The sequence below is a fragment of the Nocardioides sp. OK12 genome (assembly GCF_024341885.1).
Classification (GTDB): Bacteria; Actinomycetota; Actinomycetes; order Propionibacteriales; family Nocardioidaceae; genus Nocardioides; species Nocardioides marinisabuli.
Genome location: NZ_BNET01000005.1, coordinates 406,534 through 420,029, shown reverse-complemented (window position 1 = coordinate 420,029; position 13,496 = coordinate 406,534). Strand labels below are relative to the sequence as shown.

The window sequence follows — 13,496 nt, the reverse complement described above, 5'->3', positions numbered from 1 at the left end:
CGCGGTCCCCGACCACCGCCCCCGTGCCTCCCGGCGCGGGGGCGGTGGTGCGCGCGGGGGATGATGGGCCCATGACCGACCAGCTCGACCCGGCCGTCGCCGCACGGCTCAAGCGCACCAGCGACGGGCTCGTCCCCGCCGTGGCCCAGCAGCACGACACCGGCGAGGTGCTGATGCTGGGCTGGATGGACGACACCGCCCTGGCCCGCACCCTCTCGACCGGGCGGGCGACGTACTGGTCGCGCAGCCGCGGGGAGTACTGGGTCAAGGGCGACACCTCCGGGCACGTCCAGCACGTCGTCGAGGTGCGCCTCGACTGCGACGGCGACACCCTCCTGGTCAAGGTCGACCAGGTCGGGGCGGCCTGCCACACCGGCGAGCACACCTGCTTCGACGCCGACCTGCTCCCGCTGACCGGTGCCGCCGACCGTGGCTGAGCCCGCTCGCGCGCGGCGCACCTTCGCGCCGGTCGTGCTGCTCGGCCTGGCCGCCGGTGCCCTGGTGGCGGTGGCCGGCACCCGCCCGGGCGTCGACGTCGACGGCGACCCCGGCTCCGGCGTCACCGCCTCGGTCGGGCTCGGCGGGACCGACACCGCCTACGACATGCCGCTGGTGACCTCGCTGGCACTGGTCGCGCTGGCGGCCTGGGGCGTGGTCCTGGTCACCCGCGGCGTGGTGCGCCGCGGCGTCGTGGTCGTCGGCGTCGTCGCCGCACTGAGTGCGCTCGCGGCCGCCGCGACCGCCTGGGGGAGCCTGGCCGACGACCTGCGCACCGCCCTGCAGCAGGTGGGGGCCGCCGACGCCGAGGTCTCCCACACCGGCTGGTACGCCGCCGCCGTCGCCGGCTCGGTGCTGCTCGTGGCCGCCTCGCTGGCCGCGCTGCGGCTGGTGCCGCACTGGCCCGAGATGGGTAGCCGCTACGACGCCCCGACGGGTGGCGCGGGCGCCGCCGCGACCGCTGCGGCCACCCGCCCCGTCGAGGAGCTCTCCGACCTCGACCTGTGGCGCGCGCTCGACGAGGGGCACGACCCGACCGCCCCCGACGACGAGGACACGTCCGGGCCGGACCGGGGTGCGGGCTGAGCGGCCCGCGCCACTACACTCGGCCGCACCGATCGACGTACCCCCGAGGAGCCCAGACATGTCGAACAGCCACGGCAACACCCCCGCAGCCTGGACCGCGGTGGTCGTGGGACTCCTCGGGTTCACCGTCGGCAGCGTGGGCCTGCTCTTCAGCCCCGTGAGCTACCCGGTCTTCTGGGCGGGCGTGGCGATCACCGTCGCCGCCGGCCTCGTCTTCCTCGTGATGGCCAAGATGGGCCTGCACGAGGAGTCCGGCCACTGAGCCTGCCGCGCCGATGAGCGTCCTGGCCCCCGCCCCCTCGCAGCCGACGCGGCGCGAGCGGCTCCGGGCGCCGGGGCTGGTCGTCGGCGGGCTGGCGCTGGCCACCCTGGCCCTGCGCCTGCGCGACCCGCACGTCGCCGGCAGCTGGGGGCTGTGCCCCTCCGCCGCGCTGGGGTTCTGGTGCCCCGGGTGCGGGGGGCTGCGCGCGGTCAACGACCTCACCCACGGCGACGTCGCCGCGGCGGCCTCGAGCAACCTGCTGCTGGTCGTCCTCGCGCCGGTCGTCGTGGTGCTGCTGGGCCTGTGGGCGCTCACGCGCTGGCGCGGCCGGCCGGTGGCGCGGCTGCGCGGGCGTGCCGCCCCGGTGGTCCTGGTGACGGCGCTGGCCGCGGTCGCGGCCTTCACCCTGCTGCGGAACCTGCCGCTGCCCCTCGGCGGCTGGCTCGCACCCTGACCCTCCGGGGCGGTCACGCAGGTCACGCAGGGGACAGGACGTCCCAGCCGGGCAGGTTGCGCAGCACCCAGAACGCCAGCAGCGCGCCCAGCAGGAGCCAGATCCAGCGTGCGGGCAGGGAGGTGGGCGACCAGGTGCCCCGCCCGGCCAGCCGGCGGCCCCACTGCAGGTAGGCGAGCAGGAGCAGCGGCAGGGCCAGCAGCGTCAACGGGTTGCGCGCGGCCGCCCCGACCAGGTCGCCGCCGGCCAACGAGTTGAGCGTGCGCAGGCTGCCGCAGCCCGGGCAGTACAGCCCGGTGACGGACAGGAACGGGCACGTCGGGTAGTGCCCCGGCTCGTGCGGGTCGACGGTGGCGACCACGGCGGCGGCGCCCAGCCCCAGGAGGCCGGTCGTCACGAAGGGCAGCCAGGCGCGTCCCGGCGCCCGCCGGGCGGCGGGCGCCGGGACGACGGGGTGCTCGTCGAGCTCGTCGAGCATCGGCATCACACCGTGCCGGCACCCATGACCGCGATGACGACGACCACGTAGAGCACGATGACGACGATGCCGGCCACCGCCGACCAGATCGCGAACTTCTTGGCCTTGTCGGCCGACTCGCGGGCCCCCGCGTGGTCGCCGGCCTGCCACTTGCTGTTGACCTGCGCGGCGAAGACGATCGAGACGACGCCCAGCGGCAGGCAGCAGAAGAGGGTGCTGAGGATCGCCCAGACCAGGTTGTTGGGCGGCGGGGCGGAGTCGGGGCCGCCGCCGTAGGCGGGCTGGCCGTACTGGGGCGGCGGGGGAGGCGGCTCGGAGTAGCTCATCGGGTTCCTCTGGGGGTGGGCCCACGCGGGCCGGGACAGGACGGGGCGAACGTATCGCCGTTGCCCGCCCGCCGCTGCAGGACGCGCCAACAGGCGGAGGACCATCTCCGGGTGCCCGCGACAGGACCGCGCGGCGGGTGCGCAGCCAGCGGCGTGACAGACTCAGGGGCGTCCCCACCACCGTTCCAGGAGTCCCCGTGTCCGTCCTCGACGACATCGTCGCCGGCGTCCGGGTCGACCTCGCCGAGCGCCAGGCCACCACGTCGCTGAGCGACCTGCGTGCGGCGCTCGCCGACGTCGACGCGCCGCGCGACCCGATGCCGCACCTGCGCGCCCCCGGCTCGAGCGTGATCGCCGAGGTCAAGCGGCGCAGCCCCAGCAAGGGCGCGCTCGCCGACATCCCCGACCCCACCGTGCTGGCGCGCGAGTACGCCGCCGGCGGGGCGGCCGCGATCAGCGTGCTGACCGAGCAGCGCCGCTTCGGCGGGTCGCTGGCCGACCTGCGCGCGGTGCGCGCCGCGGTCGACACCCCGCTGCTGCGCAAGGACTTCATCGTCACCGACTACCAGCTGTGGGAGGCCCGCGCCGCCGGCGCCGACCTGGCGCTGCTGATCGTGGCCGCGCTCGACGACGACGAGCTGCGCCGCCTGCACGACCTGGCCGGCGAGCTCGGGCTCACGGCCCTGGTCGAGGTGCACGACGAGGCCGAGACCGAGCGCGCGGTCGCGCTCGGCGCGCCGCTGGTGGGCGTCAACGCCCGCAACCTCAAGACCCTCGAGATCGACCAGGCCACCTTCGGCCGGCTGGCCCCGCAGATCCCCGACGACGTGGTCAAGGTCGCCGAGTCGGGCGTCCTCGGCCCCGACGACGTGCGCCGCCACGTCGGCGAGGGGGCCCGCGCGGTCCTCGTCGGCGAGGCCCTCGTCAAGGACGGCGACCCCCGGGCCGCCGTCACCGCCATGACAGGAGTCCAGGCATGAGCAGCACCAGCAGCCCCGCCCCGCCGCCGTCCACCCCGTCCCCGTCGGGGCGCTTCGACGCCGACGCCCAGGGCTGGTTCGGCGGGCCCGAGCAGGGCTGGGGCGGCCGCTTCATGCCCGAGGCGCTGATCGCCGCGCTCGACGAGCTCACCGAGGCCTGGACCGACGCGATGGCCGACCCCGCCTTCGTGGGCGAGTTCGAGCACGTGCTGCGCGACTACGCCGGCCTGCCCAGCCCGCTGTTCCACGCCACCCGGCTCAGCGAGCAGGTTGGCTGCCGGGTGCTGCTCAAGCGCGAGGACCTCAACCACACCGGCGCCCACAAGATCCGCAACGTGCTGGGCCAGGCGCTGCTGACGAAGCGGATGGGCAAGACCCGCGTCATCGCCGAGACCGGCGCCGGCCAGCACGGCGTGGCCAGCGCGACGGCCGCGGCGTACTTCGGGCTCGACTGCACCGTCTACATGGGCGCCGTCGACACCCGTCGCCAGGCGCTCAACGTGGCGCGCATGCACCTGCTGGGCGCCAAGGTGGTGCCGGTCGAGTCCGGCAGCGCCACGCTCAAGGACGCCATCAACGAGGCGCTGCGCGACTGGGTCGCCTCGGTCGACCACACCGCCTACCTCTTCGGCACCGCCGCCGGCCCGCACCCGTTCCCGAGCATGGTGCGCGACTTCACCCGCGGCATCGGCGACGAGGCCCGCGCCCAGTGCCTCGAGCAGTACGGCGTGCTGCCCGACGCGATCGCCGCCTGCGTGGGCGGCGGGTCCAACGCGATCGGTCTCTTCAGCGCGTTCCTCGAGGACGACGACGTCGCGATCTACGGCTTCGAGCCCGGGGGAGAGGGCGTCGACACCCCGCGCCACGCGGCCACCATCCACGCCGCCGACCGGGGCGTGCTCCACGGCGCGCGCACCTACGTGCTGCAGGACGCCGACGGCCAGACGCTGGAGTCCCACTCGATCAGCGCCGGCCTCGACTACCCCGGCGTCGGCCCCCAGCACGCCCACCTCGCCGCCACCGGCCGCGCGACGTACCTGCCGGTGACCGACGACGAGGCGATGAGCGCGATGTCGCTGCTCAGCCGGGCCGAGGGCATCATCCCGGCCATCGAGACCGCCCACGCGGTCGCCGGCGCGCTGCGGGTGGCCGAGCGGCTGGCCGTGGAGAAGGGCCCGGAGGCCACCGTGCTGATCAGCCTCTCCGGGCGCGGCGACAAGGACATGGGCACCGCCATCGAGTACTTCGGGCTCGGCGACCCCGACAAGGTGACCGAGGAGCCCGTCGGATGAGCGCGACGACCCCCATGCAGGCCGTCTTCGAGCGGACCCGCGCCGAGGGCCGGGCCGCACTGGTCGGCTACCTGCCGGCCGGCTTCCCCGACGTCCAGGGCGGCATCGACGCGATGCTGGCCATGGTCGAGGCCGGCTGCGACGTCATCGAGGTCGGGCTGCCCTACTCCGACCCGGTGATGGACGGCCCCACCATCCAGGCCGCCGCGCAGCAGGCGCTCGAGGGCGGCACCCGCACCGACGACGTGCTGCGCACCGTCGAGGCGGTCGCCGCCACCGGCACCCCCACCGTCGTGATGACCTACTGGAACCCGGTCGAGCGCTACGGCGTCGAGCGGTTCGCCGCCGGCCTGGCCGACGCGGGGGGAGCAGGCCTGATCACCCCCGACCTGACCCCCGACTTCGCCCCGGAGTGGATCGCCGCCGCCGACCGGCACGGCCTCGACAAGATCTTCCTCGTCGCGCCCTCCTCGACCCCCGAGCGGGTCGCGATGACGGTGCGCGCCAGCCGCGGCTTCGTCTACGCGACGGCCGTCATGGGCGTGACCGGGGCCCGCACCACCACCAGCGACCTCGCCGGCCCGCTCGTGGCCCGCACCAAGGAGGCCGTGGCCGAGGCTGGCCTCGACCTGCCGGTCGGCGTCGGGCTCGGGGTCGGCAACGGGGACCAGGCGGCCGAGGTGGCGTCGTACGCCGACGCGGTGATCGTCGGCTCGGCGTTCGTGCGCACGCTGCTCGACCACCCCGACGACCGCGCCGCGGGCCTCGAGGCCCTGCGCGCGCTGACCCGCGACCTGGCCGAGGGGGTACGACGTGGCTGAGCGCCCGCGCGCCACCCGCCGGCTGCTGGCCCCGGCGCTGCTCACCGCCTCCCTGCTGCTCAGCGCCTGCGGCGGCGGCAGCGAGGCGACGGGCGGGGCGCTGAGCGCCCAGGTCGTCGACCCGCCCTTCGACGTGTCCTCGACGCCGCTGACCGACACCGACGGCGAGCCCTACTCGCTGACCGAGGACACCGACGCCCGCCTGACCCTGGTGTTCTTCGGCTACACCCGCTGCCCCGACATCTGCCCGGCCGTGCTGACGAACCTGGCCAGCGCGATGACCCGGCTCGACGAGGCCGACCGCGAGCAGGTCGAGGTGGTCTTCGTGACCAGCGACCCCGCCCGCGACGACGCCGAGACGGTGCGCGCCTACCTCGACCGCATCGACCCCGACTTCACCGGCCTGACCGGCGACCTCGACGACATCGAGGAGGTGGGGGAGTCGATCGCCATCGGTGTCACCGACGGCACCCGCCTGCCCAGCGGCGGCTACGACCCCAACACCCACAGCACCCAGGTGGTGGCCATCGACGGCGGCGACGACGCGCCGCTCTACTGGGGCCAGGAGACGTCGTCGGCGCAGTTCGCCGCCGACATCCACACCCTGCTCGCGAGGAGCTGACGATGACGTCCTGGCCGGTGCTGCAGCTGCTGCCGCTCTCGATCCCGAGCCCCTCGGAGGGGATCTGGTACCTCGGTCCGTTGCCGCTGCGCGGCTACGCGCTGTGCATCATCCTCGGCATCGTGGCCGCGATCTGGATCGGCGAGCGGCGCTGGGTGGCCCGGGGCGGGCGCGCCGGCGACATCCAGGACCTCGCGATCTGGGCGGTGCCCTTCGGGCTCGTCGGGGCGCGGGCCTACCACGTGGCCACCGATGCCGGGCGCTACTTCGGCGCGGACGGCGACCCCTGGCAGGCGCTCTACATCTGGAAGGGCGGCCTGGGCATCTGGGGCGGCATCGCGCTGGGCGCGGTGGGCGTCGTGCTCGGGGCCCGGCGCAAGGGCATCCGGCTGCTGCCGGTGCTCGACGCGATGGCCCCCGGCGTGCTGGTGGCCCAGGCGCTGGGGCGCTGGGGCAACTGGTTCAACCAGGAGCTCTACGGCCGGCCCACCGACCTGCCCTGGGGCCTGGAGATCGACCCGGCGAGCTGGCCACCGGGGCGCAGCTTCGAGCCCGGCACCACCTTCCACCCCACCTTCCTCTACGAGTCGCTGTGGGCGCTGGCCGCCTTCGCGGTGCTGGTCTGGGCCGACCGGCGCTTCCGGCTCGGCCACGGCCAGGTGCTCGCGGCGTACGTCGCGCTCTACTCGCTGGGCCGCGGCTGGATCGAGACCCTGCGCATCGACGACGTGGAGCTCTCCGACGTGGGTGGGCTGCGCTTCAACGTGTGGACCTCGATCGTGCTGCTCGTGGTGGCCGTCGCCTTCCTGGTGTGGTCGCGGCGTCGCCACCCCGAGCGCGAGAGCCAGGTCTACGAGCCCGGCCGCGAGCCCGCCGACGAGCCGACCGCCTGAGCCGTCTCACCTGGCGGCGCCCAGGACCGTGCGGACGGGGGTGCGGGGGTCTCGGTGCTAGCCTGATCCTTCGCGTGGGCCAATGTCGTCCCCTGCGCTCGACTCATGTTCCGCTCCACCGCAGTCGCCGGTTCTCGGACCAGCTCGACCAGGGTCCTGCCCCGGCGGCGACGACGACGGGAGACCCCGGTGCCCTACCAGCACGCATTCCCGCCGCCCCAAGGGCTCTACGACCCCCGCCACGAGCACGACGCGTGCGGTGTGGCCTTCGTCGCGACCCTGACCGGCGTCGCCAGCCACGACATCGTGGCCCAGGCACTCACCGCCCTGCGCAACCTCGAGCACCGCGGTGCCGCGGGCGCCGAGCCGGACTCCGGTGACGGCGCCGGCATCCTGATGCAGGTGCCCGACGCGTTCCTGCGCGAGGCGTGCGCCGAGATCGGCGTCGAGCTGCCGCCGCAGCGCGCGTACGCCGTCGGCACGGCGTTCCTGCCGGGCGACGACGAGCACGTGGCCGCCACCGTGGCCCGCATCGAGGAGATCGCCGCCGAGGAGGGCCTCGCGGTCCTCGGCTGGCGCGAGGTCCCGATCGACCCCAGCATGCTGGGCGCGACCGCCCTCGGCGTGATGCCGACCTTCCGCCAGCTCTTCGTGGCCGGCGCGACCCAGCGGGTCACCGGCATGTCGCTGGAGCGGATGGCCTTCTGCCTGCGCAAGCGCGCCGAGCGCGAGAGCGACGTGTACTTCCCGTCGCTGTCCTCGCGCACGCTGGCCTACAAGGGCATGCTCACCACCGAGCAGCTCGACCAGTTCTACCCCGACCTGGTCGACGAGCGGGTCGCCTCGGCCCTGGCCGTGGTGCACTCGCGGTTCTCGACCAACACCTTCCCGAGCTGGCCGCTCTCGCACCCGTTCCGCTACATCGCGCACAACGGCGAGATCAACACCGTGATGGGCAACCGCAACTGGATGCGGGCCCGCGAGGCGCTGCTCGACTCCGACCTGATCCCCGGCGACCTCGAGCGGCTCTACCCGATCGTCACCGACGGCGCCTCGGACTCCGCGTCCTTCGACGAGGTCCTCGAGCTGCTGCACATGGGTGGGCGCTCGCTGCCCCACTCGGTGCTGATGATGATCCCCGAGGCGTGGGAGAACAACACCGAGATGGACGCGGCCCGCCGCGCCTTCTACGAGTTCCACGCCAGCATGATGGAGCCCTGGGACGGGCCCGCCTGCGTGGTCTTCACCGACGGCGACCAGATCGGCGCGGTCCTCGACCGCAACGGCCTGCGCCCCTCGCGCTACTGGGTCACCGACGACGGCCTGGTCGTGCTGGCCTCCGAGGTCGGCGTCCTCGACCTCGACCCGGCCACGATCGTGCGCAAGGGCCGGCTGCAGCCGGGCCGGATGTTCCTCGTCGACACCGAGGAGCACCGCATCATCGAGGACGAGGAGGTGAAGTCGGGCCTCGCGGCCGAGCACCCCTACGAGGAGTGGCTGCACGCCGGGCTGATCCACCTCGACGACATCCCCGAGCGCGAGCACATCGTGCACACCCACGCCAGCGTCACCCGCCGCCAGCAGGTCTTCGGCTACACCGAGGAGGAGCTGCGCGTCATCGTGACGCCGATGGCCAACACCGGCGCCGAGCCGATCGGCTCGATGGGCACCGACACGCCGATCGCGGCGCTCTCGGAGAAGCCGCGCCTGCTGTTCGACTACTTCGCCCAGCTCTTCGCGCAGGTCACCAACCCGCCGCTCGACGCCATCCGCGAGGAGCTCGTCACCTCGCTCAACGGCACCATCGGCCCCGAGGCGAACCTGCTCGAGCCCACCCCGGCCTCCTGCCGCCAGGTGGTGCTGCCGTTCCCGGTGATCTCCAACGACGACCTGGCCAAGATCCGCCACGTCAACCGCGACGGCGACATGCCGGGCTTCATCACCCACGTCTCCCGCGGCCTGTACGAGGTCGAGGGCGGCGGGGCCGCCCTGGCCGCGCGCATCGACGAGGTGTGCGCCGAGGTCAGCGCCGCGATCGCCGAGGGCGCACGCATCATCGTGCTCTCGGACCGCCACTCCACCGCCGAGCTGGCGCCGATCCCGTCGCTGCTGCTCACCGCCGCGGTCCACCACCACCTGGTGCGCGAGAAGACCCGCACCCAGGTGGGCCTGCTGGTCGAGGCCGGCGACGTGCGCGAGACCCACCACGTGGCGCTGCTGGTCGGCTACGGCGCCGCCGCGGTCAACCCCTACCTGGCCATGGAGTCGGCCGAGGACCTGGCCCGCGAGGGCTACTACGTCACCACCGAGCCCGAGCAGGCCGTGGCCAACCTGGTCAAGGCACTGGGCAAGGGCGTGCTCAAGGTGATGTCGAAGATGGGCGTCTCCACGGTCGCCTCCTACACCGGTGCGCAGATCTTCGAGGCCCTCGGGCTCTCGCAGTCGGTGGTCGACAAGTACTTCACCGGCACCACCTCCAAGCTCGGGGGCATCGAGCTCGACACCATCGCCGAGGAGGTCGCGCGCCGCCACCGCACGGCGTACCCGCGCGGGGGCATCATGCCCGCGCACCGCGAGCTCGAGATCGGCGGCGAGTACCAGTGGCGCCGCGAGGGCGAGCCGCACCTCTTCGACCCCGAGACCGTCTTCCGCCTCCAGCACTCCACGCGTGCCGGTCGCTACGACGTCTTCAAGCAGTACACCCAGCGCGTCGACGAGCAGGCCGAGCGGCTGATGACGCTGCGCGGGCTGTTCCGCTTCAAGGACGCCACCGAGAGCGGCCGCGCGCCCGTGCCGATCGAGGAGGTCGAGCCGGTCTCCGAGATCGTCAGGCGCTTCTCCACCGGCGCGATGTCCTACGGCTCGATCAGCGGCGAGGCCCACGAGACGCTGGCCATCGCGATGAACCGGCTGGGCGCGAAGTCGAACACCGGTGAGGGTGGCGAGGACGCCGAGCGGCTCTACGACCCCGAGCGCCGCAGCTCGATCAAGCAGGTCGCCAGCGGCCGGTTCGGCGTGACGTCGGAGTACCTCACCAACGCCGACGACATCCAGATCAAGATGGCGCAGGGCGCCAAGCCCGGCGAGGGCGGGCAGCTGCCCGGCCACAAGGTCTACCCGTGGGTGGCCAAGACGCGCCACAGCACACCGGGCGTGGGCCTGATCAGCCCGCCGCCGCACCACGACATCTACTCGATCGAGGACCTGGCGCAGCTGATCCACGACCTCAAGAACGCCAACCCCTCGGCCCGCGTGCACGTCAAGCTGGTCTCCGAGGTCGGGGTCGGCACGGTCGCGACCGGTGTCTCGAAGGCGCACGCCGACGTGGTGCTGATCTCGGGCCACGACGGCGGCACCGGCGCCTCGCCGCTGACCTCGCTGAAGCACGCCGGCGGTCCGTGGGAGCTCGGCCTCGCCGAGACCCAGCAGACCCTGCTGCTCAACGGCCTGCGCGACCGGATCGTGGTGCAGACCGACGGCCAGCTCAAGACCGGTCGCGACGTCGTCGTCGCGGCGCTGCTCGGCGCGGAGGAGTACGGCTTCGCCACCGCCCCGCTGGTGGTCTCGGGCTGCATCATGATGCGGGTCTGCCACCTCGACACCTGCCCGGTGGGCGTGGCGACGCAGAACCCGGTGCTGCGCGAGCGGTTCTCGGGCAAGGCCGAGTACATCGTCAACTTCTTCACCTACATCGCCGAGGAGGTGCGCGAGCTCCTCGCCGAGCTCGGGTTCCGCAGCCTCGACGAGGCCATCGGCCAGGTCGGCGCGCTCGACGTGGCGCCGGCCGTCGACCACTGGAAGGCGGCCGGGCTCGACCTGAGCCCGATCCTGCACGTGCCCGACGGCGCTGCCTTCCCCGACCAGGACCCGCGCTGCACCAAGACGCAGGACCACGGTCTGGAGAAGTCGCTCGACGTCACCGAGCTGGTGCCGCTGGCCCAGGCGGCGCTGGAGAGCGGCGAGCCCGTGCGCGCCCAGGTCGCGGTGCGCAACGTGCACCGCACCGTCGGCACGATCCTGGGCCACGAGGTGACCAAGCGCTACGGCGGCGAGGGCCTGCCCGACGGCACGATCGACCTGACGTTCCTCGGCTCGGCCGGGCAGTCGTTCGGCGCGTTCGTGCCGCGCGGCATCACCCTGCGCCTCGAGGGCGACGCCAACGACTACGTCGGCAAGGGCCTCTCGGGCGGACGGGTCGTGGTGCGGCCCGACCGCGCGGCGACCTTCACCGCCTCCGAGCAGATCATCGCCGGCAACACGATCGCCTACGGCGCCACCTCGGGCCAGGTGTTCATCCGCGGCGGGGTGGGCGAGCGCTGCTGCGTGCGCAACTCCGGTGCGCAGGTGGTCGTCGAGGGCGTGGGCGACCACGCCGCCGAGTACATGACCGGCGGTCGCCTGGTCGTGCTGGGCCCCACCGGCCGCAACGTCGCGGCCGGCATGTCCGGCGGTGTCGCCTGGGTGCTGGACCTCGACGAGGCGCGGGTCAACCGCGAGCTCGTCGAGCTGGCCCCCGTCGAGGGCGAGGCCGCCACCGAGCTCGAGGCGCTCGTGCGCACCCACCTGGAGGAGACCGGTTCGGAGGTCGCCGAGGAGCTGCTGGCCGACTGGTCGCAGTCGCTGGCCCGCTTCACCGAGGTGATGCCGCGCGACTACCGCATCTCCCTGGAGGCCAAGGCTAAGGCCGAGGCCGACGGGCTTGACGAGAACGAGACCGCACACGCGATGATGGAGGCGCTCCATGGCTGACCCCAAGGGCTTTCTCAAGGAGGGTCGCAAGGTCGCGACCCGTCGACCTGTCGAGGAGCGGGTGGAGGACTGGAACGAGGTCTACCCCGACGGTGTCGGCCGCGCCCTGCTGCCGATCATCACCCCGCAGGCCGGACGCTGCATGGACTGCGGCATCCCCTTCTGCCACCAGGGCTGCCCGCTGGGCAACATCATCCCCGAGTGGAACGACCTGGTCTGGCGCGACGACTGGGAGGGGGCCATCGAGCGGCTGCACGCGACCAACAACTTCCCGGAGTTCACCGGTCGCCTCTGCCCGGCCCCCTGCGAGACCGCCTGCGTGCTGGGCATCAACCAGGACCCGGTGACGATCAAGAACGTCGAGGTCTCGATCATCGACCGCGCCTGGGAGTCCGGCTCCGTGCGGCCCCAGCCGCCGGAGTGGCTCTCGGGCCGCACCGTGGCCGTCATCGGCTCCGGTCCGGCCGGGCTGGCCGCCGCCCAGCAGCTGACCCGCGCCGGGCACACCGTGGCCGTCTACGAGCGCGCCGACAAGATCGGCGGGCTGCTGCGCTACGGCATCCCCGAGTTCAAGATGGAGAAGAAGCACCTCGACCGGCGCCTGGACCAGATGCGCCGCGAGGGCACCGTCTTCCGGGCCGGCGTCGACGTCGGCGGCGACCTCACCGGGGCCCGGCTCGCCGACCGCTACGACGCCGTCGTGCTGGCCACCGGGTCCACCGTGGCCCGCGACCTCGACGTCGAGGGCCGCGAGCTCGCGGGCATCCACCAGGCGATGGAGTTCCTCCCGCAGGCCAACCGGGTCGCGCTGGGGGAGTCGGTCGACGACCAGATCCGCGCCGACGGCAAGCACGTGGTGATCATCGGCGGCGGCGACACCGGCGCCGACTGCCTGGGCACCTCGACGCGCCAGAAGGCCGCCTCGATCACCCAGCTCGAGATCATGCCGGAGCCGCCCGAGGCCCGGCCCGCAGGCCAGCCGTGGCCGACGTACCCGATGACGTTCCGCGTCTCCTCGGCCCACGAGGAGGCGGGGGAGCGCGTCTACGCGGTCTCCACCAAGCGCTTCATCGGCGACGACGAGGGCAACGTGCGCGCCCTCGAGCTGGTCGACGTGGTCTTCGAGGACGGGCGCCTCACCGAGGTCGAGGGCACCAGCCGCGAGATCCCGGCCGACCTGGTGCTCTTCGCGATGGGCTTCACCGGCCCCGAGCAGGGCGGACTGGTCGAGCAGCTGGGCCTCGAGCTCGACGAGCGCGGCAACGTGCGCCGCGACGCGTCGTACGCCTCGTCGCGCCCGGGCGTCTACGTGGCCGGCGACTGCGGTCGCGGCCAGTCGCTCATCGTGTGGGCGATCGCCGAAGGTCGGGCCGCGGCGTCGTACGTCGACGCGTTCCTCACCGGCGAGACCGCGCTGCCGGCGCCGGTCAAGCCGACCGACCGCCCGCTGACGGTCTGAGCGCGGGTCCCGTCGGGCCGCTGCGGCGGCCCGGCGGGACACACCCGTGACACCGGTGTTGGAACGATCCAACAGCC

At 73.6% G+C, this 13,496-nt stretch carries 13 protein-coding genes; 11 read left to right on the top strand and 2 right to left on the bottom strand.

Going from position 1 to position 13,496, the window contains the following annotated elements; genetic code table 11:
• The first annotated feature begins 71 nt into the window (after nt 1–71).
• Genes hisI through OCU29_RS15175 form a run of 4 tightly spaced genes read left to right on the top strand, consistent with a single transcriptional unit; the run spans nt 72 to nt 1,799 of the window.
• Nucleotides 72–437 carry a phosphoribosyl-AMP cyclohydrolase gene (gene hisI / locus OCU29_RS15190; protein WP_179616844.1) on the top strand — a complete coding sequence of 122 codons (366 nt, stop codon included), beginning with the start codon at nt 72–74 and terminating at the stop codon, nt 435–437.
• A complete protein-coding gene (locus OCU29_RS15185; RefSeq protein WP_261820572.1) occupies nt 430–1,083 on the top strand; it encodes a Trp biosynthesis-associated membrane protein in 654 nt (217 codons plus the stop codon). The genes hisI and OCU29_RS15185 overlap by 8 nt, the downstream gene beginning before the upstream one ends.
• 58 nt (nt 1,084–1,141) lie before the next feature.
• Nucleotides 1,142–1,345 (top strand): HGxxPAAW family protein, encoded by a 204-nt coding sequence (locus tag OCU29_RS15180; RefSeq protein ID WP_179616842.1) that lies wholly within the window; start codon nt 1,142–1,144, stop codon nt 1,343–1,345.
• A 13-nt stretch (nt 1,346–1,358) separates the two neighbouring features.
• Nucleotides 1,359–1,799: a DUF2752 domain-containing protein gene (locus OCU29_RS15175; protein WP_261820571.1), complete on the top strand. Its 441-nt coding sequence runs from the start codon at nt 1,359–1,361 to the stop codon at nt 1,797–1,799.
• Nucleotides 1,800–1,821: 22 nt separating this feature from the next.
• Here OCU29_RS15175 and OCU29_RS15170 read toward each other — a convergent pair whose 3' ends face one another.
• Nucleotides 1,822–2,277 (bottom strand): DUF2752 domain-containing protein, encoded by a 456-nt coding sequence (locus OCU29_RS15170; RefSeq protein WP_261820570.1) that lies wholly within the window; start codon nt 2,275–2,277, stop codon nt 1,822–1,824.
• Between the two features lie 5 nt (nt 2,278–2,282).
• Nucleotides 2,283–2,603: a CD225/dispanin family protein gene (locus OCU29_RS15165; RefSeq protein WP_179616839.1), complete on the bottom strand. Its 321-nt coding sequence runs from the start codon at nt 2,601–2,603 to the stop codon at nt 2,283–2,285.
• Nucleotides 2,604–2,800: 197 nt separating this feature from the next.
• Here OCU29_RS15165 and trpC point away from each other — a divergent pair, with 197 nt between their 5' ends.
• From trpC to OCU29_RS15130, 7 genes are all read left to right on the top strand, one after another.
• Nucleotides 2,801–3,583, top strand: coding sequence for an indole-3-glycerol phosphate synthase TrpC (gene trpC, locus OCU29_RS15160; RefSeq protein WP_179616838.1), 783 nt, complete (start codon nt 2,801–2,803; stop codon nt 3,581–3,583).
• Nucleotides 3,580–4,875, top strand: coding sequence for a tryptophan synthase subunit beta (gene trpB, locus OCU29_RS15155; RefSeq protein ID WP_179616837.1), 1,296 nt, complete (start codon nt 3,580–3,582; stop codon nt 4,873–4,875). The genes trpC and trpB overlap by 4 nt, the downstream gene beginning before the upstream one ends.
• Nucleotides 4,872–5,696 carry a tryptophan synthase subunit alpha gene (trpA, locus tag OCU29_RS15150; protein WP_261820569.1) on the top strand — a complete coding sequence of 275 codons (825 nt, stop codon included), beginning with the start codon at nt 4,872–4,874 and terminating at the stop codon, nt 5,694–5,696. The genes trpB and trpA overlap by 4 nt, the downstream gene beginning before the upstream one ends.
• Nucleotides 5,689–6,318, top strand: coding sequence for an SCO family protein (locus OCU29_RS15145; protein WP_261820568.1), 630 nt, complete (start codon nt 5,689–5,691; stop codon nt 6,316–6,318). Before trpA ends, OCU29_RS15145 begins: the two co-directional genes overlap by 8 nt.
• Before the next feature lie 2 nt (nt 6,319–6,320).
• The gene (gene lgt / locus OCU29_RS15140) at nt 6,321–7,211 is read left to right on the top strand and encodes a prolipoprotein diacylglyceryl transferase (protein ID WP_261820567.1); all 891 of its coding nucleotides are present in this window, start codon (nt 6,321–6,323) and stop codon (nt 7,209–7,211) included.
• A 189-nt stretch (nt 7,212–7,400) separates the two neighbouring features.
• Nucleotides 7,401–11,960 (top strand): glutamate synthase large subunit, encoded by a 4,560-nt coding sequence (gene gltB, locus OCU29_RS15135; protein WP_261820566.1) that lies wholly within the window; start codon nt 7,401–7,403, stop codon nt 11,958–11,960.
• Complete coding sequence (locus OCU29_RS15130; RefSeq protein WP_261820565.1) at nt 11,953–13,419, top strand: glutamate synthase subunit beta; 1,467 nt, start codon at nt 11,953–11,955, stop codon at nt 13,417–13,419. The genes gltB and OCU29_RS15130 overlap by 8 nt, the downstream gene beginning before the upstream one ends.
• Nucleotides 13,420–13,496: the final 77 nt, after the last annotated feature.

What these genes read in the sequence shown, in the direction of transcription:
- lgt (WP_261820567.1), top strand. Translation starts at nt 6,321, where the DNA reads ATGACGTCCTGGCCGGTGCTGCAGCTGCTGCCGCTCTCGATCCCGAGC.
- trpB (WP_179616837.1), top strand. Translation starts at nt 3,580, where the DNA reads ATGAGCAGCACCAGCAGCCCCGCCCCGCCGCCGTCCACCCCGTCCCCG.
- OCU29_RS15130 (WP_261820565.1), top strand. Translation starts at nt 11,953, where the DNA reads ATGGCTGACCCCAAGGGCTTTCTCAAGGAGGGTCGCAAGGTCGCGACC.
- OCU29_RS15175 (WP_261820571.1), top strand. Translation starts at nt 1,359, where the DNA reads ATGAGCGTCCTGGCCCCCGCCCCCTCGCAGCCGACGCGGCGCGAGCGG.
- OCU29_RS15165 (WP_179616839.1), bottom strand. Translation starts at nt 2,603, where the DNA reads ATGAGCTACTCCGAGCCGCCTCCCCCGCCGCCCCAGTACGGCCAGCCC.
- OCU29_RS15170 (WP_261820570.1), bottom strand. Translation starts at nt 2,277, where the DNA reads ATGCTCGACGAGCTCGACGAGCACCCCGTCGTCCCGGCGCCCGCCGCC.
- hisI (WP_179616844.1), top strand. Translation starts at nt 72, where the DNA reads ATGACCGACCAGCTCGACCCGGCCGTCGCCGCACGGCTCAAGCGCACC.
- trpA (WP_261820569.1), top strand. Translation starts at nt 4,872, where the DNA reads ATGAGCGCGACGACCCCCATGCAGGCCGTCTTCGAGCGGACCCGCGCC.
- OCU29_RS15180 (WP_179616842.1), top strand. Translation starts at nt 1,142, where the DNA reads ATGTCGAACAGCCACGGCAACACCCCCGCAGCCTGGACCGCGGTGGTC.